Origin of the sequence: Planktotalea arctica (assembly GCF_002105285.1) — a bacterium.
In the GTDB taxonomy this organism is placed as follows: domain Bacteria; phylum Pseudomonadota; class Alphaproteobacteria; order Rhodobacterales; family Rhodobacteraceae; genus Planktotalea; species Planktotalea arctica.
Map to the genome: position 1 here is coordinate 62,441 of NZ_MUHR01000010.1, position 14,501 is coordinate 76,941.

Genomic DNA, 14,501 nt, shown 5'->3' on the forward strand with positions numbered 1-14,501 from the left:
TAGCCTGCACGAGAGGGGGCCAAAAAATCCCGTTCCACAACAAGCTGACCGATCTTGGAGTGCAGCTTGTCGACGTCAACGGCACTTATCCCATTGGGCGCTGAACCTTTGCGCGTAAATGCCGTTGCCATATTCTATATTGCCGCCCGTTTCCCGGTGCAGATCTGAGTCGGGTGAACGCCATATTTTTTCGACAGCTCCGCCATCGACATCTCCTCGCGGATTGCTTCAAGCGCAACCTTGGCTTTGAAATCGGGCGAATGGTTCTTTCTTTTTGTCATTTTGGATCATCACTTTCTTCATGCGATCCACCTTAAATACTGGTTCGAATTTCCGCGACGACCTCTGTTTTACTCATGCGCCCACATTCCGACTTTTGAGATGTTCAGCAGCTGCACAAAAAACCTTGTCTATCCAAAAAAATCATTTTAACGCGGTGTTGTGTTTTTTATTATGCTAGCCGATAGGCAATCAGACCTATGCGTGCCGGCTTGTCCATCAGGGGAAAACGGGACGATGAAAATTGGCGATCTTTTAAAAACCAAAACGACAACATTGCGCGACGTGCTGACCAAGCCTATTGACGCCAACACCATGACCGTAACCGTTGACTCGGAAGTGATTGAGGCGGCGCGACGCATCACTGCCAATTCAATAGGTGCGCTCGCAGTGGTTGACGAGGCCGGGCTGGTGATCGGGATAATTACAGAGAAAGACATCGTGCGGGTGATCAGCCAACACGGCGGTGACGCCCTGCAAAAGCTGGTGGCCAGCGTAATGACCCCAAACCCAACCTGTGCAAAACCCGATGATTCGTCGCACACCACGCTCCTTACCATGATTCATGGCCGACATCGCCATGTGCCCGTAATAGAAGATGGCGTTCTTCTGGGTGTGGTCATGTCGCTTGACGTCGCTAAGGCACGCCTGTCGGAAACCACATCTGAAAGCATGGCGCTGATCAAGCTTGTACCCGACCTGATTGCTGATCACGGTGAATGCTACCCTGACGATGAAATTGAGGTTGTTTTCGAACGCATGAATTCACTTGGTCTAAGATGCCTTCCTGTGCGCGAAAACGAAAAAGTTATTGGCGTGGTCACTTCCAGCGATATCGCAAGAGCAAAAATCGGTGGGTAATCTCCTCATTTTTAACGGGGTTCAGCCGCAGAACTCAGGCGGCTGCTTTCCGTTTCATGGCAGGTGTAATGACAACGATACCTATGTTGAGGCGCTCGTTGTTGTAAGATGGACGATACAATGATTGGGGTGGACTTGGCAGAGGCCGTATTCTAACTGCATGGCGCATCGATAACAGGCCAAATCAAATCAAATTCCGTGTGAAGCTGGCGTGCTTTCTGTTTTGAAAGTTCATGACAGATCAGCCGCCTTAAGTTGTCTTGATGGGGGTTTGCGGCAGCGCTCATTACTGGGCGCGCAAGATGACTCAAGCTGGAGCATGAAGTAAAGCTGATTGCACCGCAATATGTGCGTCCGTTCGTAAAGTTATGCTGAAATAGGCATTACTTGACTAGGGTCCGTGGACATTCAGGGTTCCCATAGAAGATAATTTTTGATTGAAGCTTCCAAAATGGAGGTTTGAATGATCGAAGATCGGTTTGTTGTTTTCGACAGTCTGTGGGTTCGGGTCGAACCGCAGCTCCCTGGCAAGGCCAGCGATAGTGGTGTGACCGCACAGAACAACCGACTTTTTCTAGAGGCTGTATTCTGGCGCGTTCGAACGGGGTCTCCATGGCGCGACTTACCTCCTCACTTTGGGAACTGGAACAGCCAGTTCCGTCGCTTTCGCAGATGGGCCAAGTCCGGCGTTTTTGAGAGTCTCTTCAAAGCCATGAGCGGTGATCCAGGCCTCGAGTACGCCCTTATTGACGGTACAATCGTTCAGGTTCACCAAAAGGCGTCTGGCGCAAAAGGGGGGCTCAAGCTCATGCCATTGGACGTTGCCGAGGCGGGCTAACGACGAAAATCGTGGCTTTGGTTGATGCTCTGGGCAATCTCGTACGCTTCCTACTGCTCCCTGGCCAAATTCACGACATGAAGGGAGTTGCGCCTCTCATCAACGACATCTCATTTGAAGGGCTGCGTGCAGACAAAGCCTTCGACGCGGATTGGTTGCCAAAAGATATCGATGCGCGCGGGGCAACTGCTGTCATCCCGCCCAAAGCAAACCGCCCCCTATAGCGAGACTACGACGCCGAGGTCTACAAATGGCGGCACATGGTGGAAAATTACTTCGCAAAAATAAAGGAATTCAGAGGTATAGCTACGCGATACGACAAGACCGAAAGTAGCTACCGCATCATGGTACCTCGCAGCCGCACTCACCGCATCAAGATGAATGTCCAAGGACCCTAGGGGTCAGATAGCCATGATGTGGAAGAACGTGTGCGGCTTGGCTGTTGGGAGTTTCCAACAGTCTGTGTATGCGGCTTCGCCCATGCGGTTGGAATAGGTCATCTGTTGAACCATTCTGGGTATAGGATAGCGAATTGGTTTCGTGCGGCAACCCATTCTCTGACGCATCTGCCAGTCAGGCGAAAACTGGGAAGATGTTTTCCCGGCAACACAAATCATCAAGTAATTGATTCTATATTTGAGAGCTGATAAAGATTGCGTTGATCATATCAGTCACTTTTTCGATGCCGTCGTCGCTTTGCGCAGTAACGGTTTCGCCGAGCCGGTGGGAGACGAGAGACATGTTGTCATATGTATGGTTGTCGTCGATGGCGATGATAGCTTTGGGACGCGTGGTACCTTCACCGAGTATTTAGAGACGCAGCCGATGGTGCAGACGTGGGTCACCGTACACATCTGGTAGACTTTGAATGGAAAACTGATTGAAAACCTAAGACTACTTCATATCGCCTCGCAATCGCTTAAACTAAGATAATTTATAAGCGGGCGGTTACTTCGGAATCCCTGGCTGGATCAAATCGGTACAGATTGGTTGATTACGCAAGAATACGCCATGCAATCTATTTGAAATCGATTTCGATTTCGATGCGTCTGTTCTGCTCTCGACCTGCTGCAGTGTTGTTATCGGCTATTGGTCTTGTTTCGCCGAAACTTGTCGCTGACATGGTACGCGCTGGGACTTCGTTCAGGCCCTCGATTTCCTGTACGACACTTGCAGCGCGTGCGGCGGCCAGATCCCAGTTGTCCCGATAGAGCGCGCCGAATGCGATCGGTACGTTATCTGTGTGGCCGGCTACAACGACCGAGCTGCCGGGGTCATTGGTGACTGCAGCAAGTTCGGCAACAATGCCTTGTGCTGCGCCAGTGAGTGTTGCAGAGCCGGAGGGGAAGGCTCCGCCAGCGCCCAAGCTGACAAAGACAGTGCTGTCGCGCCGCTCTACGGTGACAAGCCCTTGCTCAATGTCGTTTTCCAGATTTGCCTTCAATTCTTCCTCCGCTTCTTTTGCCTTTTCAAGAGCGTTCGCAATACGGATTTCTTCTTCTTCGTCATTCAATCCGGCGGCAGCATTTTTCTGGCTTTGTATTTCAGAAACCATACTGATCAGCTGGTTCATGTTCTGATCGAGCCCGCCAAACAGAACTTCCTGCTCGGACTTTCCTGTTGCGAGCCCGGCAATTTCCAGAGCCTGGCCGACGCGTTTGAACTTTTCGATCATTTCTTGCGGGGAGGCGTCTTTTGCGTCGAGATCAATTGCAACCTTATCGTCCACAATTTTAGCGGAAACGCCAACCCCAGCACCGATGGCGGCGATTGCTTTCGCCAGTTTTTCTGCATCCGAGAGCGTTTCGTCCTCTGCTATTTGCTGAGCATCCATGCCGCCGAGCCCCTCGTTATCAGCCTCTCCTTCAAGCATCTTGTCTTCGCCGTCCTGATCGCGATTATCTGTGGGAATTTTCAAGTCCATTTCGCGAATTTCGGTAGTGTCCTGAGTGATTTCTTCGACGACAGAAGGGGAGGGCGAGGGGCTGAATTTAACATCGAGGAGTGTTGTTCCCATGGGTTGCTCCACAACGGGAATGACGCGTTGAACACCAAAAGAATCCTTAAGGGATCCAGCGATCCGCTTGAACTTTGGTACGTTCATTTCGGCAAAAGACAAGATGAGAACGAAAAATGCCATGAGCAAGGTTGCCAGGTCGGCAAAGGTTGCCATCCACGCAGGCGCGCCGACGGGCGGACACTTGGGGCATTCTTCCTGCTCTTCTTCGATGGGTGCTTCGATGGCTTCAGGCATTGTTCAACACTCTTATGTAGGGCGGTTAAGCCGCTTCGATCTTGGCCTGAAGTTTAGGTGGCAGATTCGAAATCATCTGGTCCTGGATGTTGCGCGGGGATTCCCCTCGGGCGATATTCCGCAAGCCCAGCACGATCATCTGGCGGTAGGTTACCTCGTAATCGGTATAGCCTTCGAGCTTGGTCAGGATTGGCGCAAAAATGACGTTGGCAACGATTGCTCCATACATTGTTGTCAACAAGGCCACCGCCATCGCAGGGCCGATCGCTTTGGGGTCGTCCATGTTGCCAAGCATCAAAACCAGACCAATTAGCGTACCGATCATCCCCATTGCCGGGGCAAGATCGATCCAAGCTTTGATAACGTTCTGGTTGACCTCATGGCGTGATTTCATTGATTTTATTTCCTGGTTGAGTTGTTGGACCAGCTTTGCTTCGTCTGCCCCATCGACCAAGAGTTGCATGCCTTTTTCAAAGAACTTGTCGGGCACGTCTTGTCCTTCGAGTGCCATCATGCCGTCTTTGCGTGCAATTCCGGCAAGTTGTACCATCCGCTCAATCAATACGTTTTGTTTCTTTACGGGGGGCAAAAACGCTTTGGCCATCGCGCCAAAGCTACCAAAGAAGGTCCCAATCGGCGTGGTGTACATGGCCGCAAAAAATGTACCTCCGATCACGATAAGAACGGACGGAACATCAAAAAATGGGGCAAGGCCGCCCCCGACAATCATAGCTCCTCCAATCATTGCGAATGCTCCGATCAGTCCTAATATCGACGCAATATCCATGTCGGTCTCCTGCTTTTGCACGCTTCGGCACGGTTTATGCAAGCGTAATGCCAAACACTGAATGCTGGAGTTAGACATGCAAGTTTCTGACATAAAAATGACGAACCGGACCCAGTTCGCGCTTTTTTGCTGCTTATTGATCTGTTTGACGCTTACTGCACGTGACGCTGTGGCGGAGGGTAAAGAGCAACGCATCGCCAAAGGGCCGATCGTGATTGATGTTCTGGCTGGGCTGGAGTGGATGAGGTGCAGTATCGGGCAGGTCTGGTCTGATGGAGCCTGCGTGGGCGAGCCTCTTCGGGGTCCATATAGAATGGCGCAAGCGACGCTTGAGCGGGCAGAGGCGAGCTCTGGTCCAGGCTGGCGATTGCCAACCCGCGCCGAATTAAGAGAGCTTATTGAAATGAATGCAAAGCCGCCAATGATTGATGAGACACATTTCCCAGAGACTTATGCAGGTAGTTACTGGACGGGAGACAATAACCGTTTGTTGCGTGGAAACCATTGGGTTGTTAATTTCTATACCGGCCAAAGTTACGGGCGAGCGCTGCGCGAGCAGGTCTTTGCTGTGCGACTTGTGCGCGATCGATGAGCCAGCCCTAGCGCGGCTTGTGGCGCGCCGCCGCCAATTCAAACCCAGCTTTGATGATGGCGATGCAAGCAACAAAGCCAACAAAGAAAATCGCAAGCGAGAGCGGCTCTGCGCCTTTGAGCAGGGCGGCACTTGAGGGGCTGATGAGAGCGATCAGCGCGATGCTGGCAACCCCCATTAAGAACAGCCTTATCGTCATGCATGCCCGGCACGGTGGCACGTCCTCACTGCTTTTTTGATCATTTTTACTAAACATATCCACCTCTGTTCTTACATAATTTAGAAAGCAAACTTCATGCCCCAGAGGCAAATGCAACTTAAGAAACAGCAGGACATCATTAGATAGATAGGGTGCGGTGCGTTATGCAGCATAGTATCCGTCTAACTAATGTCAAAGGCCGTTCTAAAATGCTCATGTCGATGCAGGCGCAACTTACTCAGCGCCAATCCATGGTTTTCACGCCGCAACTACAGCAGGCGATCAAACTCCTATTGTTGAACAATTTCGAGTTGTCGAAATATGCAGAAACAGTTGCGGAGGAAAATCCGTTTCTGGAAGTAGAGCCGCCCAAGGCTATACGTAGTTTGCCGCTTACAGAAGCACGCAATTCTGATTCTTCAGAATTTGATTCGGTAGCTGCGATCGCAGATAGCTCTGGAAACACGTTTCGGGCCAGTGTTTTCAAGCAGGTCGAAGACCTGATTTTGACGCCAAAGGGGCGTGCCATTGGGTACGCGTTGGCATCGCATCTGGAAACGACTGGCCGTTTGGAAACGCCCTTGGAAGAAATAGCCGGCAACCTCCAAGTCCCACTTTTTGAGGTGGAGGAGGTTTTGCAACGGCTTCAGCAAGCAGAGCCTGCAGGCTTGTTTGCCCGCAATCTTGCTGAATGCCTTAAGCTACAACTGAGCTGCGAGGGCATTGAGCGCGCGCGGCTTTTCATTTTGATTGATAACTTGAACCTTATCCAATCAGGAAGCTTCGTAGAACTACGCAGAAAACTGCAATGCAATAAGGAGCAGCTCGCGTTGGCCTTGCGTCAGTTGCGCTGCCTTGATCCGAAGCCGGGCTTGCAGCTTAGCAATAGCGATGCGGAACCCATTCGCGAGCCTGATTTGCGCACATTCAAGAATGATGCGGGCGAATGGTGTGTTGAGCTCAACAATGCAACCTTGCCCAGTATTCGCGTAGATGAAGAGCTTGGTCGCCGTGTTCGCAAGTTAACCTCAGAGGATGCTGATAAAGAATTTGTGCGCAATGCGCTTGGGACTGCGCGCTGGCTGAGCCGGGCAATCGCGCAGCGAAACGAGACAAACATCAAGGTCGCGGCCGAGATCGTGCGCTATCAGAAATCATTCCTCGAAAATGGGATGCAGCACATGCGCCCCCTTAAGCTCAAGTTGATTGCAGATCAGGTCGGGGTGCATGAGAGCACCATCAGCCGCGTAACATCTTCAATGATGATGCAGACACCGCAAGGCTGCTTTCCCTTGAAGGTCTTTTTCAGCACGGCAATTGAAAGTGATACGTCCGAGGAGGGCGCGTCGGCGCGAATGATCCGCGAGAAAATCCGCGAAATGGTGCACGGTGAGAAGCCGCAATGTCCATTGAGCGATGATGTAATTGCCACCCATTTGCATGGGCAGGGATTGCGAATCGCACGCCGCACAGTGGCCAAATACCGGCGGCTGGATTCCATCCCGTCGTCGTCGCAGCGGCGGCGTGGCTACAAGCTCTCGGCGGCGATGTAGTATAATGCCGCCATTAACACCCTTTGAGTGATAAATTATCCAAAGATACGATTTTAGGCCCGAAGTGAGGGGGACGTTTAGCGGGGTTGGTCATAAAATTATACTATCCAGATGGGAGTTAAATATGTTTGCGTTGTTTGACGATATAGAAGTGAAATGCGGCTTTATTGGTAAGGCAGGGCGTCAACGCACAGTATTGGCTGAGATGCTTTTGGAGAACGAAATCTTGCTCGAACCGGCGATGAATTTTGATGCTCTGGATACCCTGTGCGCGCAAGGTTTCGACGCAGAATATGACTACGATTTCATGTTTATCGATATCGACAGCCTGGGTGGCATTACTGCGATCATCGATCGTTTGGCAGGCCTACGACTGAACTGCCCAAGCCTTCCGGTTATCATGATTTCTAGTGAGTTTGCGTCCGACGATTTCGACTCAACGCGTCGTGCGCTTGGAGACATATCCCTGCGCAGTCCGATCCGGTACTCCTCTTTGGAGTTGTCGCTGTTTGAAGCCATGCAGAACAATAAAGATTGGCAGAATAGTATTTCCTACTACCGTCAGGACGTGGCGGCCTAATTCATATCGTCTTGTTTTTTGTAAACAAATTTTTTAGGCAGATGTGCTTCATGCTTTTTTCTAACGTGTTTTATTCGAGGTGTGTTTTGAACACTATGCTTGAGAGAGAGCTTTATCTTGTCACGACCTGAGAGGATAATTGTATCGCAGACTGGTAGCAAACAAGCCGCCAGAAAAGACGATGTTTGGCGGCCTGGCGTTTTCATGCAAGGGAGCTCGAACCAACAGCGTATTTGGGTGCAATGTGTAAAAATTGGCGGTTTTGAACGGGAAATTATTCTAGGCAAATTTCCGCATATGTCCTTGGCTGATGCGCGAGAGGCCGCACTGGCAAATAGAGAAATGATCGCAGCGGGTGTCGATGTTCTTTCGCGCCGGCGCCGTGCGAAGCAACAGCATCTCAAAAGCCGATTGCAAGAAATGACCGAGCAAGTTGATAGCGGTACGGCTATCAGATCCTTCAACACAATCGGCTTGTTGAACCGGAACAAAGCGCAACAAAGTAGGGACCAGGCGAGCGAAGAAAAGCCTTCTGGACGCCGGCACGGGATTACGTTTCTGAAGCGCAAAATAATGGTCTGGTTCACGGGTTATGCGCAATCACCCGCATCTGATGTAGTTGGCACGACCCCTACGTTGCCAACGTCACCAATTTTTATAAATAACGATATAGACGCTGCTGGCTCAGTCGTGCCACTGCTTGAATTTAGTGCCTATAAAATACATGATACTCATTCAGCAGTTGCTTCCGGTAATCTGGGAAAGACCTTCGAAGGTCATGCACTACGTGATCCAATAATCGTGCCGGCTGCGATTAACGAGGGAACGTCAGCCAAAGTGGCGCAGCAGGCACTTGAGCGCGCAGGGCCTAATATTCAGAAATTGTTGAAGGGTTTGATCAGAAAGACTGCCAGCCTAGAGCAACGTGAAGAGTTTATTCATCATTTTTCGGAACTCTTATCGAAGTATGGTTGTGCGAATCTGGACGCGGCATGTGACGGCGCGCTTATGCTTAAGATAGTCACTCTCGAATGTGTTACTAGCATTCTGGAAAGCACTGATGCTGCGGATGAGATCGAAAGCACTCACTCACCCATAGACACAATCGCCCACGCCAATATCAGGGGCGCAGGTTACTTTAATTAAGGGAAAACCGCGATGGATCTGAACGCTGTTTATGAAAGCCTGCGTGCACTCAAACTAGACGGGATGGCCGATGTTTTTAGCGAACTGGCTGCTAAAAAGGGAGCGCGCAGCGTCGATCCGGTAGAGTGGATTGAGTTGATGGCAGAACGTGAAAGCGAAGCCCGTTCCCAGCGACGATTGGAATCGCGTCTGCGCATTGCGAAAATGCGGGATGAAGATGCCAGCATGGAAAACATTGATTTCAAAACGGTCCGTCACCTCGACCAGCTGCAATTCCAAGAGTTGGCAAAGGGCGATTGGATAGCTTCGAGCGGTTCTGTGTTGATCACTGGCCCGTGCGGCGTGGGAAAGTCATACCTTGCCTGCGTATTGGGTCATGAGGCATGCCGACAGGACAAAATGGTGCTCTACTTTCGCATTCCATTGTTGTTTGCAGAACTGGATGCGGCGCGCGAGGCGGGGAGCTTTGAACGTCTGTTCAAGAAAATTGTGCGCTCGGATGTTCTCATCCTCGATGACTGGGGTCCTGATCTAATGACGGCGAGCCAACGCCGCGATCTCATGGAGATTGTAGATGCCCGTTATGGCCGTAAGGCAACGATTGTTACCAGTCAGCTTCCGGTGGACAAATGGTATGACGTTATCGCAGATCCGACATTTGCAGATGCAATTCTTGATCGACTGGTCCATCAATCCCACCGTATTGCGCTGGATGGCCCGTCCATGCGTAAGGTCAACGGCACAGTCAGTCCGCAGAAGCCGAGCTTTTCAAGAATTCTTCAGAATCAGCGCAGTGCCGCAGGCGGCTAAAAAATGGGTCAGGATTTGACGGTGAGAGCAGCATTGCCCAACTAAAGATAGTCACTGCCAAATCTGGCGCAAATGGTCGTCGTGATCTGGCAAAATCCGTTACTGGATATCGTGTTGGTTCGCTTGGAAATATACAAAATGCAGCTGTTTTTGCCGCCTGCAAATCGCAGTGTGTCAAGTAAGACACGCTAAAACGCAGCTATCTTTTGCGACTTATTCTTCTTGAAGTGAAGCAGGTAAATTCGCCTTCAACAACAAACGCTTAGAGGTACGCAATGTCTTATCATGCAGAGAATGGTCGTGAATATGTCGGGCTACGTACTAAGTTTAGCGGCGACTTGCAGGTGGTTTACGATTCATTTTCAGGTCAGCGCATGATTTTGAACGTTAAAAACCGCTCCACAAAGCACACTTTGATCGATGCTGCGTTGCGCGAGAGTATTGCTTGTAAGAATGTTCTCGCCGGTCTGATGTCTGCGCTACATTCTCGAGCGGTAGAGGTTGAGGTTGAGGTCGCAAAATAGAACTCTTCAATTGAGTTGTTGCTTGCAGGGATATGCCCACTTAGCGGTGCTACGCATGGAGAGAGTTTAATGCAGGTGCTTGTTCATAAAGCTGAGCTGACTGATCTTGAAGTAAATCCAACGGATGTTTCTCTGCCAATCGGCGCGCATGTCTCATTAATGCAAGAGGCGCAGGATCTGGTGGGGGCGTATGTGACAATACCGTCGCGCTGGCCCTTTGGAATTGGCGGCGAAAAGCTCATTCGTCTGGGGGGGCTTGATTCAGCGATTTCCCCGTTGATCTGTTCTGTTGGCGTTGATCTGGCACAACTTAGGGTCCGCGTTGTTGAGATCGTTCCTTCGCATCTTTCAGAGAGTGGCATTGCTTCTGTTTACGTTTCAATCTGGGGTGCAGGGCAAGGTTCGCGCAAATCATCGCGATCGTACCGAATATTTTCCGACAGCCGCATCAATGAGAGCAGCACCGTTCCGGTGCGAGAGTCTCTTAAGGCACATTAAGTACCGAACGGATATTCTGAAGATCACAAGACAGCATCCGGGTTGCTGCGAAATTGCATATTCTTAATGCAGGAAAAGAGAATCGTATCATGCAGCGTAGCTTTAATGCCCTTCCCGCAAAATCTGTGGACACATCAAAGATAGTGCACCCCGAGATGTCTTTTACTTCGCGCACGTACCCTGAGCCGCATGTCGAGACGGTGATCTCTGCGCGTGCGCTTTTAATGATACTGGCTGTTGCCGGTAGCGTGCTTTGGTTTGTGGTCATCACAGCGGTCATGACGCTCTTTGCTTGAACAAGACTTTCGCGCTTTGCTAACTTTTTATTGTCGCGATAAATCTTAGGATATCCTCAAGCGTCATATCCCCTGCTGCAATCACTCCGTTCAGAGTTTAGCAGATTAAGACAGAACAACAGACTGTTTGAATGTGATTTTGGAGGATATACATGTTTTATAAAGATGAAACAATGGCCGTGCTGATCGACGGTACCAGCCTATATGCGGCTTCACGAGGCCTTGGCTTCGATATCGATTACAAGATGCTGCGTCAGGAATTCGTTCGTCGTGGAAAACTTCGCCGGATTTGTTTTTACACTACAATTTCCGAGTCGGATGAGTATTCGTCGATGCGTCCTCTGGCGGATTGGCTGAGCTACAACGGCTATCAGGTCGAATGTAAGATGGTCAAAGAATACACGGACTCGCTTGGGCATCGTAAGATCAAGCGGCAGGTTGTTGTAGACTTGGCCGTAGGTGCGATGGAACTTGCATCCAGTGTTGATCACTTGGTGATTTTCGCTGGTGACGGCGATCTTTGCCCGGCGATCAAAAGTGTCCAGCGCTCGGGTGTGCGTGTTTCTGTCGTTTCAACGATCCGAACGCAGCCCGCCATCGTATCAGATGAATTGCGCCGCCAGGCTGATAACTTCATCGATCTGGACGAGCTGAAATCCGTCATTGCGCGCCCCGCGCGTGAACCATTCGCCAATGTAATGCAAAAGACCTCGATGGAGACTGCTGAATAAGCGCAGGCATATTATATTGCCTTGTGAGCTCAGGTTGCAGGTACCCACTCCATTGTTACTGCGGTGACTTTGCCTCGATCTGGGTAACAAGGTTGGCGTCTTCGACGAAGTCATCAAGGAATGTGTGCCAGGTTTTAATGTTGATGCGAAGGGCTTGGATTATGTCTCTGGACGCTGCCCGTGCAAAGGCCAGAGGCGGCGAACTACACTACACCCCGCCGATTGGCTACCTTTGGGACCGGGGCGCCGGGATCATGTTCGATCCAGACATGCGGAATCAGGAAGTGATAGGCCCGATACTCACCCGCTGCCAGGAACTGGGCAGTGCAGGACAGGTCCTGTTGTCGATGGCGGATCAGGGCATCCATTTTTGTAAAACGCGGAGCAATACTGGGCCACAGAAGCGGCTGCATTTTGCGGTTGTAGCGGAGTAAAAGTCCGCCAGTTTTTGCTGTCAATCGCAGAGTAAAAAGGGACCATTGCGTTTGATGTTGTGTTGCGCTTTGGGGCGCGTGCTCGTCACAAAGCTGAAGCGTGCCAAAGCGCACGGTGGCCGTTAGGCCAACGTTCTTCGTAAGTATTCGGCGAAGGCCGTGGGCGCGCCGTATTGATCAGAGGCGTTTGGGTGCGGCTTTTGGTTTACGCGGCTTCGGGGCCCATTTTTTGGCAAGCCGCTCGAAGTTATCGAGGATGCGGCCGATCTCTGCCTCATCCGGGTCGAACTGTCCCCCATACCATTCCAGCATCTGGCTGTTTTCTTGGTGCTTGGGGTCGGCCATGGCTTCGAGGAAGTCAGCGTAACCGGGGAAGCCGCCCACATCTTCCGGAGGGCAAGCACCGATGGCCTTGACCAGGCGTGGATAGGCGGTGCCCGCGATGGCATCATCGATTTTCTCGATCTTGATCACGTGGCGCCAGTTGTCGCCCAAGTCATAGATGTAATGGATGGTCTTGGTTCCCACATCTTCGATCACGTCAAGGAGGCTGGTTTTGCTGGCGGGCATCGGACCATCGTAAAAACCATCTGGATCTGGCACGCCCCAGCCGCTGTCACCGGCCCTGAACTCATACAAGTGGCTGTCGGTCCATCCCATGGCGGCCTGGATCACATCATGCAGGCGGTGCAACTTGATCTTGAGGGGCACATCAAAGCGCCGAAGCACCTGAGGCTCGACATCGGACAATGTGACCTTGAGGCGTGCGACCAATGTCATGCAGCAATCCTCTTCAATTCCATGGTGGCCTTCCAATTCCAGGGTAATAGTTCTGGTAAGCGTGACACAGGCATATCGGGCAGCCGCGCCAAGACGTCTGCCATCCATGCCTGCGGGTCGATGTCGTTCATCTTTGCTGTAACGATGAGGGTATACATGAAGGCTGCCCTGTCGCCACCGCGTTCAGAGCCTGCAAAAAGCCATGACTTTCTGCCCAATGCGATCCCTCTGAGCGCCCGTTCGGCGGCATTATTCGTTAAGCAGAGGCGCCCGTCATCAAGGAATGCGGTGAAGGCTTCCCAGCGACCTGTCCCCTCGAGCATGTAGTTAATCGCCTTGGCAACAGGGTTGTGCTTTGACATCCGGACCCGCTCGGCCAGCATCCAATCATGCAGATCATTGACCATCGGCGCTACCCACTGCTGGCGGGCTTCATGACGCGCTGCATCTGACAGGCCGGTGATGTCACGCTCGGCCGCAAAGATCGCATCGATCCGCGTCACAGCGTCCAGTGCGATTGGCGAGATTTCTTGCACTACCTTTTTGCCTTTGCGGGCTATGGCCTTGATGTCGGCCAGCTCAAAGAACTTGCGTCTTGCGTGGCTCCAACACAGCGCACTACGGACCGGGCCAGGACTCCGATCTGCGAGATACAGATCATTGTAGCCGCCATACACGTCCGACTGAAGAACACCGTGCCATTCGGCCAGATGCCGTGTCGGGTGTTCTTTCCGGCGATCTGTTGAGAAGTAAAAGAGTGCGGCAGGGGGCGCACCCCCATCCCACGCTCGATCATCGCGCACATAGGTCCACACTCGCGCAGTCCTTGCACCGCCACGCGCCAGTAGGGGCACTGTGGTATCGTCCCCATGCAAACGGCCAGCATCCACCAGCACGTGGCGAGCGATCAACGCATGAATGGGGGTCAACGCCACACAGGCATGACCGATCAGATCAGCCAAGGTGGACAGGCTCAGATCAATCCCCTCCCGTGCAATGCGCTCGGATTGCCGGTTCAACGGTTGATGTTGTCCATACTTGTCGAAGGTGCGTCTTCTGATGGGCCGAATAGGGCCCGCAGAGTTGGAATATCCGGTGTGCGGTGCTGTGAGAGATCCTCTTCGAGGTGCTCGGCCAACTCGGCTTCGCATCCCCGGTCATGGGCCAGTGCCAGAAGATCGACCGTCATGCGGCACGCCATCTTCTCGCCGATGCGTTCTAGGAGCGCCGTGAACATGTCGCGGAACGCCTGGCGTGGAAAGAGTTGATCGCGGTAGACCAACCCCATCAGTGCCATGGTTTTTTTGCGTAGGGAATGGATTGCGGATTTCAGAATTAC

16 protein-coding genes and 3 pseudogenes are annotated in these 14,501 nt (G+C 51.8%); 12 read left to right on the forward strand and 7 right to left on the reverse strand.

Annotated features, from left to right (window positions below):
• Positions 1–134: 134 nt before the first annotated feature.
• Positions 135–281: a transposase gene (locus B9P63_RS19010; RefSeq protein WP_139816246.1), complete on the reverse strand. Its 147-nt coding sequence runs from the start codon at positions 279–281 to the stop codon at positions 135–137.
• Positions 282–516: 235 nt separating this feature from the next.
• Here B9P63_RS19010 and B9P63_RS10510 point away from each other — a divergent pair, with 235 nt between their 5' ends.
• From B9P63_RS10510 to B9P63_RS10520, 3 genes and pseudogenes are all read left to right on the forward strand, one after another.
• On the forward strand, positions 517–1,140 hold the full coding sequence (locus B9P63_RS10510; RefSeq protein WP_176219142.1) for a CBS domain-containing protein: 624 nt from the start codon (positions 517–519) through the stop codon (positions 1,138–1,140).
• A gap of 463 nt (positions 1,141–1,603) precedes the next feature.
• Positions 1,604–2,376: pseudogene (locus B9P63_RS10515) on the forward strand (IS5 family transposase).
• Between the two features lie 238 nt (positions 2,377–2,614).
• Entirely contained in the window at positions 2,615–2,839 is a 225-nt protein-coding gene (locus B9P63_RS10520) for a hypothetical protein (protein ID WP_139816248.1), read from the forward strand.
• Between the two features lie 157 nt (positions 2,840–2,996).
• Here B9P63_RS10520 and B9P63_RS10525 read toward each other — a convergent pair whose 3' ends face one another.
• Positions 2,997–4,232 (reverse strand): flagellar motor protein MotB, encoded by a 1,236-nt coding sequence (locus B9P63_RS10525; protein ID WP_085308542.1) that lies wholly within the window; start codon positions 4,230–4,232, stop codon positions 2,997–2,999.
• A 25-nt stretch (positions 4,233–4,257) separates the two neighbouring features.
• Positions 4,258–5,019, reverse strand: a complete 762-nt coding sequence (locus B9P63_RS10530; RefSeq protein WP_085308572.1) for a motility protein A — start codon at positions 5,017–5,019, stop codon at positions 4,258–4,260.
• A gap of 76 nt (positions 5,020–5,095) precedes the next feature.
• Between B9P63_RS10530 and B9P63_RS10535 the strand changes: the two genes are divergently transcribed.
• Complete coding sequence (locus tag B9P63_RS10535; protein ID WP_176219143.1) at positions 5,096–5,611, forward strand: Lcl C-terminal domain-containing protein; 516 nt, start codon at positions 5,096–5,098, stop codon at positions 5,609–5,611.
• 7 nt (positions 5,612–5,618) lie between these two features.
• Here the strand turns inward: B9P63_RS10535 and B9P63_RS10540 are convergent, their stop codons facing one another.
• Positions 5,619–5,867, reverse strand: coding sequence for a disulfide bond formation protein B (locus tag B9P63_RS10540; protein ID WP_085308544.1), 249 nt, complete (start codon positions 5,865–5,867; stop codon positions 5,619–5,621).
• Between the two features lie 107 nt (positions 5,868–5,974).
• Between B9P63_RS10540 and rpoN the strand changes: the two genes are divergently transcribed.
• The 8 genes from rpoN to B9P63_RS10580 all read left to right on the forward strand — a co-directional run bounded on the left by rpoN (position 5,975) and on the right by B9P63_RS10580 (position 11,948).
• Complete coding sequence (rpoN, locus tag B9P63_RS10545; protein ID WP_245830633.1) at positions 5,975–7,363, forward strand: RNA polymerase factor sigma-54; 1,389 nt, start codon at positions 5,975–5,977, stop codon at positions 7,361–7,363.
• Between the two features lie 124 nt (positions 7,364–7,487).
• Positions 7,488–7,943 (forward strand): hypothetical protein, encoded by a 456-nt coding sequence (locus B9P63_RS10550; protein ID WP_085308545.1) that lies wholly within the window; start codon positions 7,488–7,490, stop codon positions 7,941–7,943.
• Positions 7,944–8,060: 117 nt separating this feature from the next.
• On the forward strand, positions 8,061–9,089 hold the full coding sequence (locus B9P63_RS10555; protein ID WP_139816249.1) for an Arm DNA-binding domain-containing protein: 1,029 nt from the start codon (positions 8,061–8,063) through the stop codon (positions 9,087–9,089).
• Between the two features lie 12 nt (positions 9,090–9,101).
• The gene (istB, locus tag B9P63_RS10560) at positions 9,102–9,899 is read left to right on the forward strand and encodes an IS21-like element helper ATPase IstB (protein WP_085308549.1); all 798 of its coding nucleotides are present in this window, start codon (positions 9,102–9,104) and stop codon (positions 9,897–9,899) included.
• 275 nt (positions 9,900–10,174) lie between these two features.
• The gene (locus B9P63_RS10565) at positions 10,175–10,423 is read left to right on the forward strand and encodes a hypothetical protein (protein WP_085308551.1); all 249 of its coding nucleotides are present in this window, start codon (positions 10,175–10,177) and stop codon (positions 10,421–10,423) included.
• A 69-nt stretch (positions 10,424–10,492) separates the two neighbouring features.
• Positions 10,493–10,921, forward strand: a complete 429-nt coding sequence (locus tag B9P63_RS10570) for a hypothetical protein (RefSeq protein ID WP_085308553.1) — start codon at positions 10,493–10,495, stop codon at positions 10,919–10,921.
• 89 nt (positions 10,922–11,010) lie between these two features.
• On the forward strand, positions 11,011–11,217 hold the full coding sequence (locus B9P63_RS10575) for a hypothetical protein (protein WP_085308554.1): 207 nt from the start codon (positions 11,011–11,013) through the stop codon (positions 11,215–11,217).
• Positions 11,218–11,369: 152 nt separating this feature from the next.
• Positions 11,370–11,948 carry a LabA-like NYN domain-containing protein gene (locus B9P63_RS10580; RefSeq protein WP_085308556.1) on the forward strand — a complete coding sequence of 193 codons (579 nt, stop codon included), beginning with the start codon at positions 11,370–11,372 and terminating at the stop codon, positions 11,946–11,948.
• Positions 11,949–12,559: 611 nt separating this feature from the next.
• Here B9P63_RS10580 and B9P63_RS10590 read toward each other — a convergent pair.
• The 3 genes and pseudogenes from B9P63_RS10590 to B9P63_RS19210 form a co-directional block, all read right to left on the reverse strand.
• Entirely contained in the window at positions 12,560–13,162 is a 603-nt protein-coding gene (locus B9P63_RS10590; RefSeq protein ID WP_085308558.1) for a plasmid pRiA4b ORF-3 family protein, read from the reverse strand.
• Positions 13,159–14,208, reverse strand: a pseudogene (gene tnpC / locus B9P63_RS10595) (IS66 family transposase); the annotation flags it as partial. The pseudogene tnpC and the gene B9P63_RS10590, both read right to left, overlap by 4 nt.
• Positions 14,178–14,501: pseudogene (locus B9P63_RS19210) on the reverse strand (hypothetical protein); the annotation flags it as partial. The pseudogenes tnpC and B9P63_RS19210, both read right to left, overlap by 31 nt.

Excerpts from the sequence above, each read along its gene's own strand:
- B9P63_RS10510 (WP_176219142.1), top strand. The coding sequence starts at position 517 with ATGAAAATTGGCGATCTTTTAAAAACCAAAACGACAACATTGCGCGAC.
- B9P63_RS10535 (WP_176219143.1), top strand. The coding sequence starts at position 5,096 with ATGCAAGTTTCTGACATAAAAATGACGAACCGGACCCAGTTCGCGCTT.
- B9P63_RS19010 (WP_139816246.1), bottom strand. The coding sequence starts at position 281 with ATGACAAAAAGAAAGAACCATTCGCCCGATTTCAAAGCCAAGGTTGCG.
- B9P63_RS10525 (WP_085308542.1), bottom strand. The coding sequence starts at position 4,232 with ATGCCTGAAGCCATCGAAGCACCCATCGAAGAAGAGCAGGAAGAATGC.
- istB (WP_085308549.1), top strand. The coding sequence starts at position 9,102 with ATGGATCTGAACGCTGTTTATGAAAGCCTGCGTGCACTCAAACTAGAC.
- B9P63_RS10530 (WP_085308572.1), bottom strand. The coding sequence starts at position 5,019 with ATGGATATTGCGTCGATATTAGGACTGATCGGAGCATTCGCAATGATT.
- B9P63_RS10580 (WP_085308556.1), top strand. The coding sequence starts at position 11,370 with ATGTTTTATAAAGATGAAACAATGGCCGTGCTGATCGACGGTACCAGC.
- B9P63_RS10550 (WP_085308545.1), top strand. The coding sequence starts at position 7,488 with ATGTTTGCGTTGTTTGACGATATAGAAGTGAAATGCGGCTTTATTGGT.
- rpoN (WP_245830633.1), top strand. The coding sequence starts at position 5,975 with ATGCAGCATAGTATCCGTCTAACTAATGTCAAAGGCCGTTCTAAAATG.
- B9P63_RS10540 (WP_085308544.1), bottom strand. The coding sequence starts at position 5,867 with ATGTTTAGTAAAAATGATCAAAAAAGCAGTGAGGACGTGCCACCGTGC.
- B9P63_RS10570 (WP_085308553.1), top strand. The coding sequence starts at position 10,493 with ATGCAGGTGCTTGTTCATAAAGCTGAGCTGACTGATCTTGAAGTAAAT.
- B9P63_RS10575 (WP_085308554.1), top strand. The coding sequence starts at position 11,011 with ATGCAGCGTAGCTTTAATGCCCTTCCCGCAAAATCTGTGGACACATCA.
- B9P63_RS10590 (WP_085308558.1), bottom strand. The coding sequence starts at position 13,162 with ATGACATTGGTCGCACGCCTCAAGGTCACATTGTCCGATGTCGAGCCT.
- B9P63_RS10565 (WP_085308551.1), top strand. The coding sequence starts at position 10,175 with ATGTCTTATCATGCAGAGAATGGTCGTGAATATGTCGGGCTACGTACT.